This is a genomic window from Desemzia sp. FAM 23990 (assembly GCF_045528485.1).
GTDB lineage: Bacteria > Bacillota > Bacilli > Lactobacillales > Carnobacteriaceae > Desemzia.
This window is the reverse complement of record NZ_JBGQQW010000026.1, coordinates 13,171-37,348: the sequence shown is the minus strand read 5'-3', so window position 1 is coordinate 37,348 and position 24,178 is coordinate 13,171. Positions and strand designations below refer to the sequence as shown.

The following is a 24,178-nucleotide window of genomic DNA, read 5'->3' as shown; positions in this document are numbered from 1 at the left end:
ACCTCGTTTTTATGAACTACTCCCCAATCGGTTGATATTCCACTGCCAGACCTCTTTGGACACCTGGTCGTTCTGCAATGCGGTGAGACCATTCCAAAAGATGAGTGTACTCATCCAGATTTAAAAATTCATACGAGCCTTCATATAATTCTCCTAAAGCTAAACGACCGTACCAAGACCAGATGGCAATATCTGCGATCGTATACGTGTCTCCCGCTATATAAGAGCGCTGTGCTAAGGTTTTGTCGAGCAAATCCAATTGACGTTTCGTTTCCATCGTAAAGCGATCGATCGGATATTCCATAGGCTCGGGAGCATAAGCGAAAAAGTGACCAAATCCTCCCCCAACATACGGACCTGCTCCAATTTGCCAGAATAACCAATTTAGGGTTTCAGTCCGACCATGAATATCTTTCGGAATCAGTTCATTAAATTTCTCGGCCAAATAAAGAAGAATGGAGCCTGATTCAAAAATATCCACACGAGGTTTTTGACTTTGATCTACTAGAGCTGGAATCTTAGAATTCGGATTAATCTCAACGAAATCTGAACCAAATTGGTCGCCTTCTCCAATATTAATAGTGTACACGTCATAGTCTATACCCTCTACACCTAATTCTTTTAACTCTTCGAACATGATCGTGACTTTAATACCATTCGGTGTTCCCAATGAATAAAGTTGGAACGGAGCCTCTCCAACTGGTAATTTCTGTTCGAAGCGACTGCCAGCCGTTGGACGATTGCCCCCTTTTTTCGGATTTTCTTCTTCCCACTGCCACACTTTTGGTAATTTATATTCCGTCATCATACCACTCCTTATAATGTTTATTCGTAACTCCATCATACTACTCATGCATCCATATACTCAATGAAAAGAACGATAATTAGATTTTCATACAATTTCATCATGTACGTTCCTCTCTTACCTATTTAACTAACTAGCTGCCATAGTGCTTAGAGCAAACTACTTATTCTGTCGTTTGTTAAATTCAATGGCAATAAACTCTGGTAAATAGTTGGGAGTACATCCTTTTGCTACTTTTTCATCCTTATAAAGACCAATCTTCTCACCTAATTTAATACAACGAACGCGATATTTTTCATCATAAACGCCTATCCAGCCTGCAGTGAAATTCATTGCCCATTGCACTTCTGGTTCTTCCTGCGCAATATTCGCTTCTAATGCAGTTAACAAGTCTTCAGTGTTATCAGGCGGTGTTTTGCCCGTCCATCTCAAACGTCCTTGGTAATACCAGTAAGTTCGTCTTTGAAGAGCAAAAGGGCTTTTTTCCCATGACTCCATCAATGCAATTTTCTTTTTATCTTTGGTAAGCTGATTAGCCATTAACCAATCCATCAAGTTATTTCGCTCATCGTAATTATGAGTCTGCATATCCTTAGTCAGCTTATTTATATCATCTTCTGAGAGAAGTTTTTTATCCATAATTAAAATTGCTAATAATCTGGGCAGAAACTCTTCAGTTGACCATAATTCCATAGCTAGTTCGTGGTCTTTTTTTATTTCCTTCGCAATCTTCCTTAAATCGCCTAGCTTAGTTTTACTATTTATCTTAAGGAGAATATTTTCTGCTTTTGAAGTGCGTTTTATTTTTGTTCGTTTATCTTCAGTCATTTCATTTACCTCCTGTATAAAATAATTAATTCCTATTATGTACTTCACACTTAAAATAAATAATCTATTAGCGAAAAGTTTAAGATTTATCAATAATTCCTCGTACTAACAGATTAAACTTTACGCTTTTTGCCTGTTTTTCTATTAGAAAGCAATATATCACCTAACATAGGCGTGCCTATATGACCTATTCATGCTAGAATAAAAACAAGAAACTATTGGAGGATGATATTATTATGAGCCAACAACTTGTTGAAATTTGCCTGCGTGTCAGAGATCTTGAAGCTACTTTAGACTTTTATACTAATCTGTTCGATTTTGAAATTGCCAGCCGCAGAGAATTCCCTGAAAATAAATTTGATTTAGTTTATTTGAATTCTCCCGGTTCTTCTGTGCAAATTGAACTTACTTACAATTACGACGCTGAACCTTACAATGTAGGAGATGGCTTCAGTCATTTAGGTGTTACTGTAGATGATTTAGAAAAAATGCATGGAGTTTGTAACGCTTCTGCTTACAAAACAGGCGATTTAAGAGGACTTTCAGGCGGCACACCCACCTATTTCTTTGTGACGGACCCTGATGGCTATCGAATTGAAGTAAAGCGCGCAAAATAATTTTTTGACTCTTTTAAATGTAAGCATGTTGGTTGTTCCCAATATGCTTACATTTTTTAATTCCTTCTTATTATTACTCACAATATCTCTTTCATTCATTACTTTTAAAAACCTCATTTACTTATGATAGGGTTCTTCGTATCGTTTGTTTCTGCGGTTTTTAATCAACGTAGAGTTGTTTCACATATCTTTTTGATTAAAAATATATCATGCTACATAGATTCACTCACGTAATAGACCTTTTTACTGATTATCAATAGTATTAATTATTGAAACCATTATCGTCATAGCATTTTCATCAAAATAGAATGTTTCTTTTGAATAGAACGATCCCCCTACATCTTCGCCCAAACTAATTGAATCAGGAGAAAAGAAGTAATCTCCATCCTTGTACGGTTGAAAGTAATCTCTTAATATTTTAGTGATATTCTTATCAATTGAAAGACAAAATTCTTTAGTGACTATACTAAACAAGTCTAAAATGTTTTTCTCCCATTCAGGTAAATAGTTTAATACATTAATTTCCTCTAGCTCTATACTGCTAATATATTTATCGTTTTTATAGTTCTTTCCTTTATTTTTTTTAAGATGATTCTTTTCAATTATCAACTCACATGTTATTTCACCGCTAACACCATCAATTTTTTTTGAGAAATTAGTTATTGGCAATGAAAAATGTTGCCCAAAATCTCTCAATACTTTCAAGAATTGACTCTCGTCCTTTTTTTCATATTCTTTTATTATCGTTTGTACATTCTCATTCTTAATTTGGGCACCAAAAGATTTCATATTGTCGACTAACTGTCTAGTAAATAAAATGTATTTATATATAAGATATTTATATTCAGCATATAGTATATTTAAAGCAATTTTATCATCGTACTTAGCACCTTCATTAAATGTATTAAGCTCCTCTAAAGACTTCATTACATTGAAGCAACAATCATAAATATTTGCATACTTTTGGAAATATTCATTAAAATCTTTCAATAATTCATATTCTTCTTCAGTTATTTTCTGAGTAACTAACTTCTTCCTTAAGTTGTTTAACGTATACAAGGTTTCCCTCCTTAAAACATGTTGTATTTTTTCACTTTCAAGGTAGCTTTTAAATATACTGTCATTCTCGTAAAAACCTCACCTACTTATGGTACGGTTCTCCGCATCTACACAAAGTGAGGTTTTTTATATTACTTTTCATTTTGAGTTAATAGTCTTTTCTTTTGATTGATTCCTTTTCTTATATTTTTTATGAGTCCTCGTTTGAAGATGGCTTCTCTTCTTGTTTAGTTAATATATAACTTACCACTTTTTTATGGTATCTATCTTTTGATTTTCTGAAATAGTAATTAGAGTATGATTTCTTGCAATACATTACTATCTTTATAAGCTGAAACTACTCCTAAATCTTCTTTGAAGCGAATTTCTTCTTCATCATGCAATGTTTTTTTTAGAAATGGATCATCTATTTCAGAAATATATTGGCCAACATACTTCATTGCCAAAAATCTATTATGCCTAACAGCTACTCTTGCACTTGCTTTAATTATCCGCAATTGTAACTCAATATCTAAAACTTCACTTAAACCACTTAATAATGAAGTTGTCGATGAAACAATAGAGTCAACATAACTAAACGGGTATTCTCTAGTTTCAATATCATCACAAACGTTACTTATAAATTCTGTATAAAAAGCGTTTTTTTCTTCCCATATATTCTTATGGGTATCTATATCAAGTTTTATCATTAGATCTACTTTTTCTTCATAATCAGGATTTGTTATAAAATCTAACTCAACCTCAACATTATTAAGACTTAAATCTTTTTCTGAAATCAATTGAATAATATTATCTAATTTATAATCTTTAACATTAAAACTTTGGACAGGTTCCTTAAGTAAATAAAACTCATTTGTAAATTCAATTATTGTTTGATATCGTTTTTCAGGTTTAAATTCAGTAGCTTTTTTTATAATACTTCTCATTTGAGGACTTATTTCATTTAATTTTGTCATTTCATAATAATTAAAATCTTTAGTACTAAGCACATATAAAATTCTTCCCAAACTAAATATTTCCGATTTTTCATCAGCATTTTTTAAATCTGACCATTGTTCAGGAGCACAAAAATAATATGTACCTCCACCACCACCTACTGTTAAATTCATAGTATCTTCTCTAAATGACTTAGACGATATCCCAAAATCTGTAATTTTAATATCACCTTCGAAATCTAATAAGATATTTTGTGGTTTTAAATCTCTATGAAGATAACCTTCTGAAATATAGAATTTAACTGCATCTAATATTTGTGAAAATATATCAATAATTTGCTCTAAAACAAGATCTTGGTCTCGTATATATTCTTCTAAATTATGAGGATATTTATCCATAATAATGAAAAATTCATCAAAATCACAATATACTGGTTTCAATATATTTTTATGATTTAAATTTTGAATATACCTCATTTCTCTATCAAATCTATGATATTGCTTAAAGTCTTCTTCATTACCAATCTTTTTAAGAACTAAGTTACTCTGGATAATATTCCCATCAACATCCTGAAGAGTGCAATCATAAATTTTACCTACACCACCATGATAACTTGGTTGTTCTTCTGTAGTTACAATATATGGAGTATCTTTGATAGTATATTTCATTTAATCTCTCCTTACTTAATTTTCAATGTTCATATATCCTTAAACCTTTGTATATCAATAGTATTCAATTACTAATCTAGCACCTATTAAAAACAAGTTTGGTATTTATTAAACTATTAAAACATAGTATATTCCACCAGTTTTTCTAGTACATAGTAAATAATATAAAATTTATTTAATTGTATTTTGATTCTTTGTATCTTTTTTTAAAACTTTTTTTAAAACACAATTTCATAAGATTTTTTATTTATTTAACTCAAGTGTAATACCTACATACTTAGATATTTATTTGAAGTACCTTATTAACTAGTAAGGTCGAGCACTATACTGACTATAACTCAAACCCTTTCTTAGCTTAGTAAAATTCTCTTGATTAATATTAATTAAATATGATTCTCTTTGTGTACTAGTCTTAAATTTAAGTAAGAGCCATGGATTTATAATAAAAATTTTTTCATTACTTTTTACAATAAAAATTCCTATAATATTGGAAGGCCATAATGCATTTTTAATTAATATTTCTTTTTCATCTTCAAATAAATCTCCATTTTGAAGATTAAATTCTTTAAGTATTTCAGAATCAATAGAATATTTTCCAAACTTTTCGAAACCTAAAATAATAAAACCATATCCATGTTCATCTATACCACAAAAACCTTTTGCGACTTCATAATTATTATCACCTACTGTGACAGATATAAGCGGCGAATTTTCCTTTTCTTCTGGCATTTTTTCTTTCCCTACATTATGAATCAATGAATAAAGAACTTCTAATTTAGTATCAGAATATTTTTCCAACTTATCTTCGGAGAAATTTGGAAACTTATCTCTTACTGCGTTAGTTAATTTTTTTATGTATTCAGACTTATCAACATCAAAAGGATCATAGTAACCTTCTGCTCTCTCATTTTTATAAAAATCAATACCTTTAAAGCCAACTATAAAAAATTTATTAAGCGAACAATTTACTATGTCATCACAACTTTCACCGAATCTCTTAAATGAATCTCCTCGATAGTATAAAAAATACTCTTCATCTTTATTAATCCTGTTAATGTATTCTTTCACTAAATCTAACTTCGAACCTTCTATATTGAATAATTTATATTCATGCATCTCTTCATAGTCGAAGCTCTTAAATATAGCACCTTCAAAATCACTTTCTAAATCGCTTTTTTCCAATTCTCCAAAACTTTTCATATATGATTACTCTCCCTTTGGTATATCATTAATTACTTATTTTGAATTTATTAATCCTTTTCTAAACCTTACGTAGTTAAATCTAACTCATCACTATGAATTAATTGGTCCACTGTTTGTTATAGTATACCTATAATCATCATAAGTGACTATTTGAAATTCATATTTTATGGTATTTCCTATAAAACAACTAGAATGTACTCCTACTTCAATCTTAAAATAGTAATTAATAACCATACTCTAAAATACATAAAGCATGGTCTGATAAATTAGTATTAACAACTTTAACTTCAATATATTTATCTATCGTAAAATTAAAATTCATATATATATTATCTATTGATGATTGATATGAATAGCAAGTAATTATATTATTTGCTATTAGATAATTATATCCGCAATCTATTATGCTTTTAGGCTTATCAGACATTTCACCTCTTTTTTCATAAGCATTAAAATCACCTACAATAAATGTATATGGTGCATCCTTCAATGTTTGCATCAATTGATTCCACATTTCCTCTTCTGGGGGCATATGAACTCCTAATAAGTTAATACCACCGCATTGGAGTTCAACAAACTTATTTCCATAAGAATGACTTGAGTCATATTGTAGTAGATCTTCTCTAAGCTGTTCCCACAAACTGTTTTTTCCACATATTGCTACTGTACACTGTATAGAATTTATTAAATATTTCGGTTGTAGTATTTTATACTCCTGAAAAATTTCTTTAAATTTATTATATAGTGGATTTGTAAACCAATGCCCTCGTTTACTTCCCATAATTTTATGTGGTATTTCTTGCAATATGATAATATCATTTTTATTAACTAAAACTTTAGCAATTAACTGCCTTATTAATTTCATATGATTTAAACGAATTTCATCAGATATAATTTTATTATCGATTCCTCTAAAACCATTAACATTCAAAGTCATTACTTTTATAAAACTGTCTGTTGCCATTTTATTCAAAATCCTCACTCTCCAGATCTATTTCTTACAATTACTCAAGCATTAATCTATTTTAATAAATAGAATTAAATATATACAGGAGTATTTAAATTAAATGAATTCCTCCCGATATTTCATAGTATATTTAATATTTTGATAAAGTCCATATAATTGTGTAAAAGCAAAAAGGCCATATGAACGCCTCTTTACGGTACAATGTTTTTAACCACTAAAAACATACCCAGGAGGCAATCATATGACCCAAGTACATTTTACACTGGAAACAGAAGATATTCAAAGTTTAATTGACCAGTCGGTCAAAGATAATGCGGCTAAACAAATTTTACAAACTGTATTTAATCAGTTGATGGACGAGCAGCGAACAGATTATATTCAAGCCACAAACTATGAACGATCAGACGATCGAAGAAGCCAACGCAACGGCTATTATGAAAGAGAATTAACGACTCGTATTGGCTCTCTTGAGTTGAAAGTTCCCCGAACACGCGACGGTGAATTTGCACCGACTGTATTTGAGCGGTATCAACGCAATGAGAAGGCTTTGTTAGCCTCTATGTTAGAGATGTATATTTCTGGTGTCTCTACACGTAAAGTCTCTCAAATCGTTGAAGAACTATGCGGTAAATCAGTCTCTAAATCCTTTGTCTCCAGTTTAACTGCCCAGTTAGACCCTATGGTCTCTGAATGGCAAAATCGTTCTCTATCAGACAGGTCTTTCCCTTATGTTATGACAGATGTTATCTACATCAAAATCAGAGAGAATCATCGTGTCGTATCTAAAAGCTGCCATATAGCGATTGGCATATCAGAAGATGGAGAGCGTGAGATTATTGGCTTTATGATTCAAGATGAAGAAAGTGACGAAACTTGGTCTCTCTTCTTCGACTACCTCAAAACCAGAGGGTTAAGTGAAGTGGAAATGGTCATTTCCGATGCCCACAAAGGCTTAGTCAAAGCAATCAAGAAGTCATTTACAAACGCTTCATGGCAACGATGCCAGGTTCACTTTATGCGTAATATCCTCAATTGTATCCCTAAGAAAGATTCAAAACCTTTCAGAGAAGAAGTCAAAGCACTCTTCAAATTTACGGATATTGAAACGGCTCGCAAGGCTAAAAATACTATAGTAAGTGCCTATAGCGAACAATCAAAATACCATAAAGCCTGTGAAAAACTAGATGAAGGATTCGAAGATGCCTTTCAATACGCCGTTGTCGGTAAAGGTCAATCGAGATTAAAAAGCACGAATCTTCTTGAACGGTTAAATGAAGAAGTCAGACGCAGAGAAAAAGTTATCCGGATCTTTCCGAATCACGCCTCTGCCAATCGTTTAATCGGTGCAGTTCTTATTGACCGTCACGAAGACTGGCTAAGCTCTACCAGAAAATATATTCAATTTTAACCTATAGGTTAAAGCTTTAAAACAGTGTACTGTATTTTACACAATTTTATGGACTTGACTCGAAAATCATTCACCTTCAAAGTAGTTCTTTACAGCAAATGCTATATCTTCCTTATTAAAAATTGTATTAATTAATTGCTCAAGTTCTTGTAGTTCGATTTCAAACCTAGCATCCATATATTCCATTATAATTCTATCAGTTAAAATATATTTGGCTTTATCATACAAATTATCTACTAATTCATTTTGTAATTCTAACTTTTCTTTAATCCCTACTTTACTGTGACTGTAGAAGCTTAATTCTTTATCGAAATCTATTCCAAATGTTTCAAATCTAAAGAATAACATTAAGATGGGTGTTATAAGTTGATTAAAACGTTCTCTAAATATTGTGACGCATTCATTTGTCAGATGTTTATTTTTAAAATAGCATTTATTAAATAAATATATTAGATAATCTCTACTACTTATATAGGTTAAAATATTTTCTAAGTTGTTAGTCTTAGCTAAAATATTTAAAACATCATATATTCCAAAGTAATCATCGGTAATCAATGTTTTTAATATCTCGGACATATTATCAGAACTATTAATACAGTACTCTTTACTTATATTATCTAGAGATATTTTAATTTTTTCTGATAAACTATAATCTCTAACTCGATAAGTAATAATTTCATTCAAGAAAATACTATAAATATCTTTAGATTTAGATGATGTTGGGTAACATAAAATATTCACTTCAGATAATTTTCTCACCCTATCACTTTCTAATAGCTTATGGGTCACTGTTTGAGGAATCTGATCGTAAAAGTAAGCATTTTTTAAAATTTTCCTTTGTTCTTCAGAATTTTCTTGTAATATTTTATATACATATTCACTTAAAGATGGATTGATAATTGATATTTCTAACTCATTATATCCCTCTGTAATTTTGATTAACGAGTTAGACAGTCTTTTTAATGTTCTTTCATAATTATTAATTGTCATATCTATAAATTTTTCGTCCGATATTCTTTTTTCAAATGCTAGCTTTAAATTTTCGTTAGTCGTTTTTCCTTCTGAAATTGAGTATAAAATATATATAAAAATTCTATCTATTGGTTCAATTCTATTCTCAAACTCATCTCTCCAAACATCTTTAGGGTCATCTAGCTTACTCAATATAAAATTATAATATGACTCTTCAGTCTTCCCTATGGTCTTTCTTTTATTTGTAACATACTCTATTATGCGTGGATTAAAATTCACATGATTAATAACATCTAAAAACCGATTATCTGCCTTTAAATATTCCAGATAATTAGCAGGAATTTCATTATAAACTAAATGATTTTTAAAAATTCTATTCTTTTCATTTTCATAAACACTATCCATGTCAATCCTAAAAACATAGTCTGAATAATTCTCATATAACTCTCTAAATTTGTTATCTTTTTGCACAGCTTCATTTAAAATTGTTACTCTACTATTTAACACGAGCTTGGTATTTTCCAATGTTTTTATAAAAGATATAAGCATTTTTAATTCAGAAGACTTTGTATCCTTAACCTTTAAATAATGTTGACCTAAAAAGTCATCAAGAAGTATTATTTGTTTATTTTTGCTTGACTGTATAATTGATTCTTTTACACTTTTTAAGTCATTAGTTGAAGCGTATATAACTTGGTAACCATTTTTTAAATATTCTAAAACTATCATCTCACAAATCGTTGTTTTACCAGTACCAGGATTTCCTAAAAGGAGTAAAATATTATTATCTCCAATCTTTTTTAATGCTTTTTCGTAGGATTGGGTTTTAACATAATATTTTTTTCTTGCGTCAATATCACTCAATAAGGCATAACTATCCATGTTTACTGCTTTACTTTGAAATTCGGATAATATATTTACTGATTGAATCCACAGTCTATGATGTTTATTTAAAATCCCTCTATTTAATGAATCGTTCAAAAAGATATCGATTTCATCTTTGGTTACTATATTTTCTAAATCTTTCATATAAGGTGAGAACATTTCGATAATCTCTATTCTTTTCTTGCGTGTTAAGCCTATACTTGTAAACAGGTAGTAATTTTCAGGCTTCAAATTTTGAATCTTATCCTTTTCTTCTCTTAGTGAACTCATTAAATTACTCACCGTGCTTTTTGCATAATGTTTTACTTGAATGATAATTTTAGGGTTACTCTCATCATCGCTAATATCAATACCGCCATCTCTTCCTCGTGGAAATTGATATAATTCTTTTCCCAGTTTTATAGACATTATATCTCTACACAACGATTCAAATTCCAAGTCATCTAATAAATTATAATCAAACATTATAATAGCCTCCTTTCTAACTAAGGTAAATCCTCTTTAAAGTTTACTGCCAAAATTAAATATTTTTACTTCCACCTTTTCAAAAAAACCTCATTTACTTGTGGTACGGTTCATTCCGATTGATCTTAAATCCACGATAAATTTGTTCAATTAAAACGAGGCGCATCAATTGATGTGGCAATGTCATTTTACCAAATGATATTTTGGTATTGCTGCGATCCATTACAGCTTTGCTTAATCCTAAAGAACCACCAATAATAAACACTAGGTTACTCTTTCCTTGAATCCCTAATTGATTGATCTCTTGGGCAAATTCTTCTGAGGTACGCTGTTTTCCTTCAATAGCTAAAGCAAATACATGTGCTTGATCAGGAACTTTGGCAAGGATACGCTCGCCTTCTTTATCTTTTACCTGAATCATTTCTAATTCACTCAATTTCTCAGGCGCTTTTTCATCTGCCACTTCAATTAATTCTAATTTGCAAAATGGTCCTAATCTTTTAGCATATTCTGCAATTCCCATTTTCAAGTACTTTTCTTTTAATTTTCCCACTGTTATAATTTTGATATTCACAGTTATCCCCCTCTAATCACATGTTATCCACAGTAGTTATCCACATATCCACAATTTCGAATCAACATTTAGTATGCGAATATATGTTCACTACAAAATATAGTTTGTGGATAACTTTTTTTATAAAAATTGTCCACACGTTTCAATTTGGAAACCATTCCCTGGAAACCTTAAATTCAAAAGCTTTTGAGCTTGTTTTTCATTTTTTATATTCAGTTATGCACAGTTGTTAACAACTTTGTGGATAACTTTTTTCGCCCGTTAATTTAAGGTTTTCCTTTATTTTACAAAAGTTATCCACAAAAAGCGACCTTTACTTTTAGTTTATCCCAAGATTAATTGTTTTCGACAGCAAAAAAAATAGGAGCTGGACTTGTGTCCAGCTCCTATTTTGGGTTCTTCATTATACAGCCATGGTAGAACGTCTAAGCTGCTTAAATACTAACTTCTAGAAATTCCTGGAGGAAACGGGGTTGCTGGTAGCCATGTAAAGGATGCAATGTGAATTACAAAGCGTTGGCGCTTCAGCGCTTATGCTTTGTTTGAAGCTTGCAAGCGTGGAGACTTTAGGCTCCACGCGTTCCCATGGCTCTCACCCAGCAACCCCGTTTCCGGAAGGAATTTCTTTACCAACGTTATAAAATAGATGGCCCTGTTTTGATAGTATTTTGTTTTTATCTGGTTTGGCTTGCGCTGTTTTAGACGCGCTGCTCTTAAACGAGTTGCACAAACCAGACTTCCTGTAGTTTCATTTTATCTTTTTGTTGGGAAAAACCACCCAACTAAAAGATAAAAGTGAAACTCACGGAAGTCTAAACGGTTTGCTCCAATCTCTCTACTAAGCGGTTTTCTTCGCGCTCTACATTACGTCGTCAGATGAGGTCATTACAACGTTTACGGTCATCAGTTCTCCGCCTCGGTAGACTTCTATTTCTACTTCTTGGCCTACTTCTGTACCATAGATAGCTTGTCGTAATTCAATGGTGTCGGTGATCTCTTCTCCATTAAATCCTACAATAACATCGTATTGTTCCATACCGCCTTGTTCAGCTGAGGATCCTGACTGAACTTGAGCTACCACTACCCCTGAATTGATATCATCAGGCAATTGCAATACAGTTGTTTGTTGTTGTTCTGAAATTTGGCTTAGATCCAATAAGCTGATTCCGAGTACCGGACGAACCACTTCACCATTGGCTTCCAATTCAGCAATGATATCTACTACATCGTTACTTGGAATAGCGAATCCCATACCTTCTACAGTATCTGATGAAATTTTCATTGAATTGATCCCAATGACTTGTCCCGCAATATTCACTAATGCCCCACCAGAGTTACCGGGATTGATCGCTGCATCGGTTTGAATAGCTGTCATTTCCCAATCTACTTCTCCGTTAGCATCAATATCCACTGGAACACTTCTGTTTTTAGCTGAGATGATACCTGAAGTAACAGAAGAAGCATAGTTGGTGCCTAACGGAGATCCAATAGCTAATGCCGGCTCTCCAACCGTCAACACATCAGAATCGCCGAACTCAGCAACCGTCGTTACATTTTCAGAAGAGATTTTCAAAACAGCCAAATCTGTCCAAGAATCTGATCCCACCAATTCAGCTTCTACTTTAGTACCATCTTTTAACAATACTTCAATAGCATCTGATCCTTCGATAACGTGGTTGTTGGTAACAATGTATGAGGAATCCCCATCAGTTTTGTAAATGACGCCACTACCTTCTCCAGCAGTTTGCAACTCGCTGTCTTCGATGGATGACTCTTCGCTTGCACCGAAAACTCCACCAAATCCTTCTGTATTTTGTTGTTGCATATTGATAACTGAAACAACCGAATCTTCTACTTTTGCCACAGCATCTGTGATTTCTGAAGTAACTTCTACGCGCATTTGTGTGGTTTCTCCATCTGTTTGAGTAGATGCAGCATCTGAACTAGCTCCTTCATCAGAAGTCGCTTGACAACCTGCAAGTGCCACAGCAGTTAAACCGAATACCAAACTCTTTTTTAATGTATCTTTCACCGCTCATTCACCTCTTAATATAATTTGTTTGTAACTCTATTCTACAAATGAGTTTTGAATTTTATATGAATCCTTTGAGATAAAACAACACTTCTTATTCTTTATTCTATCATAAAAAAGAAAATTCCATGAAAATTAGCTCTCCAATTCAACGCTTACTTGATCCAATAGACAAAAATGAACCTCTATTTTAAGAGAGGTCCATCCTTTTTTAAACTATGAATTTATTTCAAGGTGTTTGTATAATATCGAATAACCAAAAACTGAATAACTTATAGGAATGCTGATGCGTAACATTAGGATGTTTCGCTTGAGAGAAGCATCTTTTAATTCGGACAGTTTAAAACGATACAAGTTATGCTTCAATTCTTTGAGCTGTTTTTTTCCATTTGGTTTATATTTGTATCCAACCAGAAGCAAATACAGATTCAAACGCATATACATTTCTTTGATCCGCCATAATAACTGAGTAGAGTGTATTTTTAATCGATCCATTATTTTTAGTAAAGCCGCTAATCCGGAAAAGTAATTGTCATAAAACTCTTTTTTCCATACATGATTTTCTGTCATATAATGATACTTCGATTCTGGCACACACAATATTGACTGACTTTTAAAGTAAAGTTGGCAGCAAATATCCAAGTCTGCATATAAGTGCAATTTTTGATCAAACAAAATCATTGTTCCGCTTTTAAATAAACTAGCTGAAAAGAGCTTATTGCATAGGAAACTTTCTGTCCGGTTTTGCAATAACATCAAATTGATCGCTTCTTCCGGACTTAACAGCCGGATCACTTCTGGACCAGGAGGAAAAATCAATTGATTTCTTATTTCTTCCGTGTAACGACAGATGACAGCTTCTGATTGGTACTTATCCAGCATAGTCATCAGCTGCTCAAACATGTCTTCATCTATCCAGTCTCCAGGATGAACAAATCCAATATACTCGCCTTCTGAAGACAATACACCTATATTACGAGCCGCTGATATCCCTACTTTATTCGTGTTGATCAAATGAAACCGTTCGTCCATTTTACAATATCTTTCGCAAATGCTTCTGCTGGAATCACTGGAACCATCATCGATCAAAATAATTTCTATCCGGTGATACGTCTGATATCGTAAACTGTTTAAACACCTCACTAAATGCTTTTCAGAATTATAAACAGGCACGATAATAGAAATCAATTTCTCCACCTCCTTCAAAGCATTAATGCAGGCTCATCACTGTGCTCAATTTTCAATCCCATAATAATGGTATGCAGCATCTGTTGATCTTTTTTTGTCATTATACACCACTCCAATAACATTTGCCTGAACGTGATCCAGTAACTCTTTTGCTTTATATAAATTATTTTTTTCAGCTACTCCATCTCGGATCACAAAAATCGTTCCGTCCGTTTTATTCGCCATTACTTGGGCATCCGTAACAGCTAAGATAGGAGGCAAATCAAAGATGATCAAGTCAAAAGAATCCTTTAATCGTCTCAGCAATTGATCCATTCTATTAGAAGCCAATAGTTCCGATGGGTTTGGAGGAATGATTCCGCAACTCAGGATGAACAGATTCTTAATGACTGTCTGGTGAACAATGTCTTGTATCCTCGTTTGATCATCAGTCAGTAAATCGGTCAATCCTTTATGGTTTAATACGTTGAACAGTTGGTGCACACTAGGATTGCGCATATCTGCATCTACTAAAAGAATTTTTTTGCCTTGTGAAGCAAATACTACAGCAACATTTGAAGCTACCGTCGTTTTTCCTTCTCCTGGACTTGCAGATGTAAACATCAGTGTCTTAAATTTTTTGTCTACCATCGAAAATTGGATATTCGTTCGAAGCGTTCTAAATTCCTCAGAGATAACTGAACTGGGTTTCATCAATGTAATCAAACTGTTCCCTTCTTCATTGTGCTGCGTTTTCTTTTGTCTAAACATGGTTAGGCTCCTTTCTAGTCACACGTTTTATTTCTACAGGATCTTTATTTCCTTTCATTTGAGAAGAAAGAAGCTGATCGGAATGGATCAATTCTTTTTTAGACAGGGTAGATATACTTCCTAATTGAATCCATCCTAACTGATCCGCAGCGAAATTCTCATCATGAACTTTTGTATCGGCCACAAATCGGAACAGAATCAGCCCTGTACTAAGTGCAATTCCTGCCGCTGCACCAATGACCATATTGAATAAGTAGTTTGGTGAAACTGGAGCAGAAGGGACTGTAGCTAAGGACAAGATAGCTACGTTGTCTATATTGATGACAGATCCTACATTGTCTTTAAAGACTGCAGCAATCGTATCTGCTATCAAGGCCGCACGTTGAGGGTTTGTATCCATAACCCGGATCCCAAATATTTGCGAGTCTGATTGAATGATAATTTCCATTTTGTCTTTTAGCTCTTCTTCAGAAAATCTATCTCCCAATTCTTCTTGTACTTTATCTAGCACTACTGGATCTTGGATAATGTCTCGATAAGTATTGATCATTTGAATATTTGTCTCGATTTCTCCCAGTTCTATAGCTTGGTTGGTTTCTGTTGCTCTACTGACCAAAAGATTCGTTTCTGCGCTATATTCTGGTTCGATGACATAAATGGTGATAATGTGCGCGCTTCCTATTCCAAGCAGCAAAAATAATCCTATCCAATACCATTTTTGCCGCAATAAACGAATCCATTCGGCCATAGTGATCATTCTGTCCATTGGAGTTCCTCCTAATTTATCAGCTTTTATATGTTTGCCTATGAATTGCACCAAAGAAAATGTACCAACAGAATTTTAATTCTCTTCATGTGAATGTGTACCTTTAGGGTTGCAGGAGTAGGATCTTTGGGTATGTAGTGAGAGTTTTGGGTGATGTAAAACCATTAAAAAAATGTTTTTTTAAGAGAGTATCTCCAAGAATCCAACGGCGCACTTGTTTCCGTTAAAAGAGGGGCGAGGTGTGCTTGGTAAGTCTTGAGGAGAATGATATGAACAGCTTTTAAAAACTTCATTCTTGAAGATACCCGTTGGTGAACTAATTTAGAACATTAAACAAATTTGTCTAATGGTAAAATACAGCACAAACAAACAAGCCTGAATAATGTGTAAGAAAATAACAGTGATCTGTGAAATATTAGAGAGTAAAAATAAGAGGCATGAATATGGTAGGTGTGATTAGAGGAAGAACGTTATTAAACAATAGCCCATAAACATGATTAAATATCTTAAGTTGTTGACCAAAGTCTATCACGGTTCATTTTAAAAAGAAAATAGGAACTAGTAAGAACAAAATTTTTTTTTATACTTGTGACAAAAAAGCGAACAAAAACAGGTTCTACAATATTTGACGTTGGTAAATAGAAAATGCACTTCTTTTTAATTCTAATCCTAATGGAAACACATTCCTAGAAATTTCAGGAGCAATCCCTAGGCCGGAAGAAATTTCTTTACTAACATTAGAATGATGAAGAATCCAAAAAGGAAGATGGTCCTATACCACCTTCCTCTACTACTCGCTATTTTAAATGGTTCTACAATATTTATCGTTGGTAAACAGAAAATCATTTATTCTTAACCCTAAACCTATTAGAAACCATTTCTAGTAATTTCAGGAGGAATATGGTGTTGCTTATAGCCTTGAAACTTCCGGCTCAAGGCGTTCCCATGGCTTTCCATAAGCTGCCCTATAGGACGGAGGAAATTTCTTTATTAACATTAGAAGACAAAAAGCTTTTTAAATAAGTGATTACAAAGAGAACAATAAAGAAGCTTCATCTGGATCGGTATCGTAAAGCTGAAATGCTTCACCGACACCTTTGCCTTTTTCTCTTAAAATACTTTCCACCGTACCATAAGCAATTTCTTTCATGTTATTGTCCTTGCTTAAATGACCCAGATAGATTCTTTTAGTATTGTCTCCAATCACATCACTAAGAGCTAAAGCACCATCTTCATTTGATAAGTGACCCTTATCGCCTAAGATGCGCTGTTTCAAGCTCCATGGGTATCTTCCCATACGAAGCATATCCAAGTCATGATTGCTTTCAAATAGATACGCATCCGCATTTGACACGATTCCTCGCATACGATCACTGACGTACCCAGTATCTGTCAGCATCACGAAAGATTTATTGTCTTTATGGAAACTGTAGAATTGAGGGGCTATGGCATCATGTGAGACACCAAAGCTTTCAATATCTATATCACCTATTGTCATTGTTTTGCCCATCTCAAAAAGATGTTTTTGCTCTGTTTTGATATTTCCAATGATAGGAGACATTGCTTGCCAAGTTTGTTCATTAGCATAAATATCTAAATTATATTTCCGAGCCATAACCCCTACTCCATGAACATGATCCCTATGTTCATGAGTAATTAAAATACCATCTAATTCTTGTGGAGTACGGTTGATTTGGCTTAATAATGCAGTGGTTTTTTTACCGCTAAGTCCACAATCTACAAGTAATTTCTTTTTGTCGGATTCGATATAAGTAATATTTCCTGAACTTCCGCTTGCCAGAATACTCACTCTTAATCCTTCTGTTTGCATTGCCATTTAAACCCTCGTCCCTTTTTGATCTGTTCCTGTTTGATTATTACTCATCAACACTAGTCGATTCACTCGACTCGCTGCTCGAATCTGAAGGTGTTTCCTTGCTGCTTTCTTGAATAACACTTCCGTTTACTGCATCAACACGTTTCAGTACACCATCTGTACTGGTTACCACTTCTATCAACCATACCGGCACATACATGCTCAAATCTTCCAAGTTCAGCGTCCGGCTGTAAGTTAATATCGGTTTACTCACTTCAGCCCCAGTAGGAATTTCATTATTTTGATAAAGGATTTCTACGGCATCTTGATCTGTGATCAAGGTCCTGCTTTCTCCTTGTACTGTGATCGGTCCAACATATTTTTGTTCATAAGAAATGATTTCTTTATTTCCATTCAAATGGAAAATAATATCTGCTGTTCCATCTACAATAGGAATGTTATTTGCTATTTGCCCATAAATGATTTGTCTGGTAGAAGGAATATAACGAATGAATTGATATTGATCTCCATATAAAATGGCATCACTCAAGATAAATTCCGTCAACACTTCTAAATCACCAGATGTCAGTTCTGCTCCTTGAGACAATTTTATAGGATCTGACAAAATACTGGCATACAGTGACCCATTGTTCTCAATAATGCCTGTTTGATTAGTCAAACGGCTTGAATTTTCTTCTAACAGATTATTGATTTCTGCTTGAACATATGGAACCTCATGAGCCTCATCTGCAAAATTCGGCAATTCAATTCCTTCATCTTGCATTTCCTCAATCAAATCTACTTGATTTGTAGCAATCCCAGTGAAATCATTTTGGCTGTTATCTAAAACACGCCACAACAGATATCCGTTTAAGCATAAAAATGCAAGGATAAAGATGATTTCGATTTTTTTAAAATCCATCATCAACACCTCCTTTAGATGAGCTTATCAGCGTTTGAACGCTCATCCAGTTTCCATTAACTTTAACGTACCAATTAGGCTCTAGAGTAACAACTCGATTAGACTCATCACTGTAGTTCCACGTATAGCCTACTTTTATATCGTCAATATCGTTTAATGATTGCCCGGCACTGGCAAGAACTGACGTTAACTCATCTACAGCATACAGTTCTTTATCCGTTTCTTGATCCGAAATAGGCGTCTGTGCTACCACTGTCGGCATTTCTAAAGCTGTCATACTGTTATCGGAAACCGTGACAAACGTACCGCCATAGTCAGGTGTCCCGAAAATCGGATACCCTTTAATATAACGCCGGAATTCCACTTCATTAGTGACAGAAGAATATCCATAGTAATATAATTCGTTAGGCCAATGCTCATATTGAATCAATTTATTAAAACTATTCAATACAGTAGTGGACAAACTATCATTATCCGTTCCTACTTGGGGACGTGTATACGTTAAGATATCTTTCTCGTTGTCAATGCTCAATTCACTGAAATAATCATAGTAACGTGAAAGTTCTTCATTGATGACCGTTTGAATTTCTGAAGTATCATCGAATAAGCGCTCAATAAATAAACTATTCGGCTGCTCTTCGACTAGATAATTGAGTACGGGCAACTCTAGAGAGTTTACAGGCAAATAAGTAATGTGTTCCTTTAAGGAAACAGACTCCGCCTCTATATGACTACTTTCATTTTCTTTCAATGCAGTGGGTATTAAATCTGTATCTATATTGGACACTTCAGCTTCATAAAACAGCATTGAACGAGTATTGTAGAAATAAATAACTCCTGGGTTATCTAGAGAGAGATACATTCTATTAAAGGTTCTGTTTTCATACTCTCTTGGAAGAAAAGAAAAAGAATCTTGGTATAATCCAAAAGGAATAGCACTGGAGAAAATAAGTTCTACATTGCTTGCTTGGCTCACTGTATCGATATAATTTTCGCCATTCATTGTAATAGGGTCTGTTACATCATTGACTTCAAAATTTTGAAAAGCAGTAAATAAACTGCTTAAAACTGCTTTATTTTTTGTAATAAATGTTCCTTGATTCGTATGTTCAGCTACTTCAGTTGGACCAAAGACAGTGGATAATTGACGATCAAAAGTAACGGAAGACACAACCGGTGCCTCATTGTTCTCAGTTTGAACAACATAGCCCCCTGGATTACGCCATAACAGGACCGTTAAAAATAAACTAAGCACAATTAAAAGAGTCAAGACGATTTTTCTTATTAACGGCCAATTCATTCCCAATCACCTTCTTCATATGGAACATATGGCAGAGAAATATAGAATGTAGTTCCTTTTCCTTCTGTACTATCCGCCCAGATCTTTCCTCCATGATGTTGAATAACTTCTTTAGAAATAGCTAATCCTAGACCCGTTCCTCCCATTGATCGTGCTCTTGCTTTATCGACACGGAAGAAGCGATCAAATACATGCAATAAATCTTTTTTCGGAATACCCATTCCTTGGTCCGCAATACTTAACACTACACTGTTATGTGTTTTAACTAAGCGGCACGTAATGATTCCGCCATCAGGAGAATATTTAAAGGCATTATTTAAAATATTGTCTAATACCTGCATAATTCTGTCTGCATCGATCTCTACCCAGATTTCTTGTTTCGTGATTTCCCGCTCAATAGAGTAATTTTTAAGCGGCTCATCTGTACTGGTTTTTATCATCATTTCAAAGCGATCCAGAACATGGTGGAATAATTCATTCAAATTGATCAATTCTAATTGAAGATTGCTCTTTCCAGAATCCATTCTGGATAATTCCAGCAAATCTTGTACCATTCGAATCATACGATTAGTCTCTTCTTGAGTAACTTTTAAAAATTGGGGAGCAATTTCTTCATCTTTCCAAGCTCCATCATTCAAAGCTTCCAAATAACTGCGCATACTTGTTAAAGGAGTTCGTAATTCATGTGATACATTGGAAACAAACTCTTTACGCTCCCGTTCAATTTTTTCTTGTTCGGTTACATCGTGCAGCACACAAACTAACCCACTGATAAATCCAGATTCTCTTTGAATCAAAGAAAAACCGCCTCGTAAAATCACTTGATTGTCATTAGTAGAAAAATCGAAAAGAAGTTCTTCCTCTATTTCTAATAACTGTCTTAAAGTCATTTCGCTATTCAAAATATCCATAATTAATTTTCCAAAAGCTATTTCCTGGGAAATATTTAACATTTCCTGTGCTTTTTCGTTAATGATCACAACTTTTCCCCGACGATCGGTGGCAATAACGCCATCAGTCATATGAGAAAGCACACTGTTTAGCCTTCTCCGCTCTGCTTCCGTGGTTTCTTGTGCCTCTTCTACTCGAGTAGACAACTCATTAATAGCATTGGATAACTGGCCTAGCTCATCTTCTCCATAAACTTTTAATTGACCGGAGTAATCTCCTTCTGCGATTTGAATCGTTTGTTGTTTCATTTCTGAGATAGGTTTAGTGATAGCTCGTGAAACAAATTGCGCTAAAATAATCATTAACACAATTGCAATCAACGCTGAATTAATAAAAATAATACTGATTTCATTCACTTGTTCATAAATCGTCTCGATATTCGTTTCCAACATAATAACCCCTAAAATATCAGAAGAATCTTCTGCATAAACAGGAGAAACCAACTTCCATCTACGGTCGTTGGTTAACGGGTCGAGGTACTGACTAGTCACATTGTTGCCTAACAACAGCGATTGATGGACATCCGAATCTGTGGATTTTCTTCCGATCAATGACTGTTGCGTATTGTCACTTGTACCAATAATATAATATTCTGGATCAACAACTTGTACCTCGACAACCCCACTACCCGAGAAATCTCTCAATAAGTTCGCTATACTAGCTCTTTTATCAGTATTCTCTTCATCTAATAAAATGGGTTGCAACGTATTCTCTAAGAAATCAACTTGTATCCGGCGATCCTCTTTAAAATTGTCTACTAATTGGTTTTCTAGTTGTGTTACAAAGTTTGCGCCAATGATTTCCAGCGTTATTGTCAACAGAAGAATAAAAATCAATACAATTTTAAAATTGATGGATTGGAAAAATTGAATTCTCTTTTTCATTGGTTACTCCTGTTCAGGGTTTCTTAAATAGTAGCCTACACCTCTTCTAGTAATCAACCATGTTGGATGACTGGGCTTATCTTCTATTTTTTCTCTTAATCTTCGTACCGTAACATCAACAGTTCGGACATCACCAAAATAATCATATCCCCAAACCGTTTGGAGTAAATGTTCTCGGGTCATAACTTGTCCTAAATGTTTCGCTAAATAATGCAGCAATTCAAATTCACGATGAGTCAGTTCAATCGTTTCTCCACGCTTAGATACAATATAAGCGTCTGGATGAATCACTAATGCTCCTACTTCGATATCAGTTGAAACTTCTTCCTCTACTTGAGGAACTTTACTGCTCTGTCTTCTTAAATTAGCCTTTACACGTGCCACTAACTCTCTATTTGAAAATGGTTTTGTCACATAATCGTCCGCACCTAATTCCAAACCTAATACTTTATCGATTTCAGCATCTTTAGCTGTTACCATGATAATCGGCATATCATGCGTTTTTCGAACTTCTCGACATACTTCTAAGCCATCCATTTTAGGCAGCATTAAATCAAGTACAATTAAATCCGGTATAATTTCTTCTACTTTTTCGACTGCTTCTTCACCATCATAAGCAGTGTAAACATCGTAACCTTCTTTAGTTAAATTAAATTTTATAATATCTGAAATCGGCTTTTCGTCATCTACGACCAATATCTTTTTCATCTTTTATCCTCCTCGATATACGAGCATTTATCTATGAAAAATTAGGTATTTTCCTATCTTATATTATACATAATCCAGAATAGAAGTGCAAAAAACGGTAATAACCTTCTCATAGTGATTTGGTGCAAAAAAGGCTCCACCAATTTTTATGGTGCAGCTATAAGCAATCTTTCAATTTTTTTATTCCTCTTTAAACGTACACATAGCAATAGTATCTCCCGCTACACCATTTTTAGCATAATTCATGGTGGCAGTTGTTTCATCATCTAATCCTTTTATCACAACAACTGGTATAACCAAAGAAATATTTTTTTCTTCCAAATAGTTGCGATCAAAAGTTGCCAATCTATCGCCTTTTGTCACGTACATCCCTTTTTTCAGCTCTGATTGGAACCCTTCTCCATGCAGACTAATTGTATTTATACCAATATGGACTAAGACCTCTATTCCTTCTTTGGTTTCAATCACATAAGCATGTAAAGTATCCGCAACTTGATATAACTTGCCGCTTATAGGTGCTACAACTTCTTCAGAGGTTGGAATCACAGCAAACCCTTCACCAACCATTTTTTCGGAAAATACAGGATCTGGAACTTCTTCCAAGCGAATAATTTCTCCATCAGCAACCGTTACGAGTTGAAATTTATCTCGTATTTGGTCCTCGTTAACATGATTTGAATTGTTTGCTTGCGCCACTTTTCTTTTCCCCCAACTGTCTCTATTCTTATACCCTAATATTTTGTATTGTAAAACAAATAAAAGGATTTTACTATACCTTTGTCACTTTTTTCTTTCCGCAGCAAAATCTTATTTCACATCGTACAACTGTTTTTATTTGGATAAAAATCAGATAAATGATAGACTGAACTTAAAATAATGGGTTTTCATAGATTATAAGAAGTTGAAATTCGACTAATGAGATACCCCTTTTCTTGATTTTTTTATCACTTACGTTCATAATATGTTCAAAATATTACTGAAGGAGGTCAAATCAACTATGACTATTGAATTCTATATTGCTATTGCAATCGTAGTTTTAGCGATCGTTGGTCTTGTTGTTGCCGGAATAATCATTAAAAAACGCATTACCAGCTTAATGAATGAAGTCAACACTGTTGTATTGGACGTCAATCACACTGTTGATCGATTCAACAACGACGTGAATGCTATCAACTCAAAAGTTGCTAACATCCAAAATCGGGCTGATTTAATGATGAAAGATGTATCAGACAAGCAACAGTACATTCAAGAATTTTCTACAAGAACGACTGAGTTTAGCGATTCTTTGAACCACTTAAAATCTTCTGGCCAAGAACTCAGCAATCAATTCGTCAGTTCGCCAGGAAAAACGACTAAACGCACTTTTCCATCACTTATTAAAGTTGGGAAAACGGCTCAAAAAATGGTTAAAAATCGTCAAAAGTAATAAATGGCTTACTCAGTACATCAGTAGTGACTACTATTAATGAAAGAG

21 protein-coding genes are annotated in these 24,178 nt (G+C 33.7%); 3 read left to right on the top strand and 18 right to left on the bottom strand.

Annotated features, from left to right (window positions below):
• Positions 1-16: 16 nt before the first annotated feature.
• Both yghU and ACEN4I_RS10595 read right to left on the bottom strand, forming a co-directional pair.
• Positions 17-805 (bottom strand): glutathione-dependent disulfide-bond oxidoreductase, encoded by a 789-nt coding sequence (gene yghU, locus ACEN4I_RS10600; protein ID WP_407102889.1) that lies wholly within the window; start codon positions 803-805, stop codon positions 17-19.
• Between the two features lie 159 nt (positions 806-964).
• Complete coding sequence (locus ACEN4I_RS10595) at positions 965-1,633, bottom strand: DNA alkylation repair protein (protein ID WP_407102890.1); 669 nt, start codon at positions 1,631-1,633, stop codon at positions 965-967.
• Between the two features lie 236 nt (positions 1,634-1,869).
• Here ACEN4I_RS10595 and ACEN4I_RS10590 point away from each other — a divergent pair, with 236 nt between their 5' ends.
• On the top strand, positions 1,870-2,250 hold the full coding sequence (locus tag ACEN4I_RS10590; RefSeq protein ID WP_407102891.1) for a VOC family protein: 381 nt from the start codon (positions 1,870-1,872) through the stop codon (positions 2,248-2,250).
• 243 nt (positions 2,251-2,493) lie between these two features.
• Here ACEN4I_RS10590 and ACEN4I_RS10585 read toward each other — a convergent pair whose 3' ends face one another.
• The 4 genes from ACEN4I_RS10585 to ACEN4I_RS10570 form a co-directional block, all read right to left on the bottom strand.
• The gene (locus ACEN4I_RS10585) at positions 2,494-3,309 is read right to left on the bottom strand and encodes a hypothetical protein (RefSeq protein WP_407102892.1); all 816 of its coding nucleotides are present in this window, start codon (positions 3,307-3,309) and stop codon (positions 2,494-2,496) included.
• 290 nt (positions 3,310-3,599) lie between these two features.
• The gene (locus ACEN4I_RS10580) at positions 3,600-4,913 is read right to left on the bottom strand and encodes a serine/threonine-protein kinase (RefSeq protein ID WP_407102893.1); all 1,314 of its coding nucleotides are present in this window, start codon (positions 4,911-4,913) and stop codon (positions 3,600-3,602) included.
• Between the two features lie 306 nt (positions 4,914-5,219).
• Positions 5,220-6,113, bottom strand: a complete 894-nt coding sequence (locus ACEN4I_RS10575) for a hypothetical protein (RefSeq protein WP_407102894.1) — start codon at positions 6,111-6,113, stop codon at positions 5,220-5,222.
• A gap of 226 nt (positions 6,114-6,339) precedes the next feature.
• Complete coding sequence (locus ACEN4I_RS10570; RefSeq protein WP_407102895.1) at positions 6,340-7,089, bottom strand: hypothetical protein; 750 nt, start codon at positions 7,087-7,089, stop codon at positions 6,340-6,342.
• 235 nt (positions 7,090-7,324) lie between these two features.
• Here ACEN4I_RS10570 and ACEN4I_RS10565 point away from each other — a divergent pair, with 235 nt between their 5' ends.
• Positions 7,325-8,491 carry an IS256 family transposase gene (locus ACEN4I_RS10565; protein ID WP_284029006.1) on the top strand — a complete coding sequence of 389 codons (1,167 nt, stop codon included), beginning with the start codon at positions 7,325-7,327 and terminating at the stop codon, positions 8,489-8,491.
• A 66-nt stretch (positions 8,492-8,557) separates the two neighbouring features.
• Here the strand turns inward: ACEN4I_RS10565 and ACEN4I_RS10560 are convergent, their stop codons facing one another.
• From ACEN4I_RS10560 to ACEN4I_RS10505, 12 genes are all read right to left on the bottom strand, one after another.
• Entirely contained in the window at positions 8,558-10,813 is a 2,256-nt protein-coding gene (locus ACEN4I_RS10560; RefSeq protein WP_407127740.1) for a DUF815 domain-containing protein, read from the bottom strand.
• A 94-nt stretch (positions 10,814-10,907) separates the two neighbouring features.
• The gene (gene rlmH / locus ACEN4I_RS10555) at positions 10,908-11,387 is read right to left on the bottom strand and encodes a 23S rRNA (pseudouridine(1915)-N(3))-methyltransferase RlmH (protein ID WP_407102897.1); all 480 of its coding nucleotides are present in this window, start codon (positions 11,385-11,387) and stop codon (positions 10,908-10,910) included.
• Positions 11,388-12,246: 859 nt separating this feature from the next.
• The gene (locus ACEN4I_RS10550) at positions 12,247-13,419 is read right to left on the bottom strand and encodes a S1C family serine protease (protein ID WP_407102898.1); all 1,173 of its coding nucleotides are present in this window, start codon (positions 13,417-13,419) and stop codon (positions 12,247-12,249) included.
• 216 nt (positions 13,420-13,635) lie between these two features.
• A complete protein-coding gene (locus ACEN4I_RS10545) occupies positions 13,636-14,607 on the bottom strand; it encodes a glycosyltransferase family 2 protein (protein ID WP_407096343.1) in 972 nt (323 codons plus the stop codon).
• 45 nt (positions 14,608-14,652) lie between these two features.
• Positions 14,653-15,357: a CpsD/CapB family tyrosine-protein kinase gene (locus ACEN4I_RS10540; protein ID WP_407102899.1), complete on the bottom strand. Its 705-nt coding sequence runs from the start codon at positions 15,355-15,357 to the stop codon at positions 14,653-14,655.
• A complete protein-coding gene (locus ACEN4I_RS10535; protein ID WP_407102900.1) occupies positions 15,350-16,123 on the bottom strand; it encodes a YveK family protein in 774 nt (257 codons plus the stop codon). Before ACEN4I_RS10535 ends, ACEN4I_RS10540 begins: the two co-directional genes overlap by 8 nt.
• A 1,027-nt stretch (positions 16,124-17,150) precedes the next feature.
• Entirely contained in the window at positions 17,151-17,960 is an 810-nt protein-coding gene (locus ACEN4I_RS10530; RefSeq protein ID WP_407096340.1) for an MBL fold metallo-hydrolase, read from the bottom strand.
• A gap of 40 nt (positions 17,961-18,000) precedes the next feature.
• A complete protein-coding gene (locus ACEN4I_RS10525) occupies positions 18,001-18,864 on the bottom strand; it encodes a two-component system regulatory protein YycI (RefSeq protein WP_407127739.1) in 864 nt (287 codons plus the stop codon).
• Positions 18,851-20,161 (bottom strand): YycH family regulatory protein, encoded by a 1,311-nt coding sequence (locus ACEN4I_RS10520; RefSeq protein ID WP_407096338.1) that lies wholly within the window; start codon positions 20,159-20,161, stop codon positions 18,851-18,853. Before ACEN4I_RS10520 ends, ACEN4I_RS10525 begins: the two co-directional genes overlap by 14 nt.
• Positions 20,158-21,996 (bottom strand): cell wall metabolism sensor histidine kinase WalK, encoded by a 1,839-nt coding sequence (gene walK, locus ACEN4I_RS10515; protein ID WP_407096337.1) that lies wholly within the window; start codon positions 21,994-21,996, stop codon positions 20,158-20,160. The genes ACEN4I_RS10520 and walK overlap by 4 nt, the downstream gene beginning before the upstream one ends.
• Before the next feature lie 3 nt (positions 21,997-21,999).
• Positions 22,000-22,704, bottom strand: coding sequence for a response regulator YycF (gene yycF / locus ACEN4I_RS10510; RefSeq protein WP_407096336.1), 705 nt, complete (start codon positions 22,702-22,704; stop codon positions 22,000-22,002).
• Between the two features lie 180 nt (positions 22,705-22,884).
• The gene (locus ACEN4I_RS10505) at positions 22,885-23,400 is read right to left on the bottom strand and encodes a PTS glucose transporter subunit IIA (protein WP_407096335.1); all 516 of its coding nucleotides are present in this window, start codon (positions 23,398-23,400) and stop codon (positions 22,885-22,887) included.
• 301 nt (positions 23,401-23,701) lie between these two features.
• On the opposite strand from ACEN4I_RS10505, the gene ACEN4I_RS10500 reads away from it, so the two are divergent.
• Positions 23,702-24,130, top strand: coding sequence for a DUF948 domain-containing protein (locus ACEN4I_RS10500; RefSeq protein WP_407096334.1), 429 nt, complete (start codon positions 23,702-23,704; stop codon positions 24,128-24,130).
• The last annotated feature ends 48 nt before the right edge of the window (positions 24,131-24,178 follow it).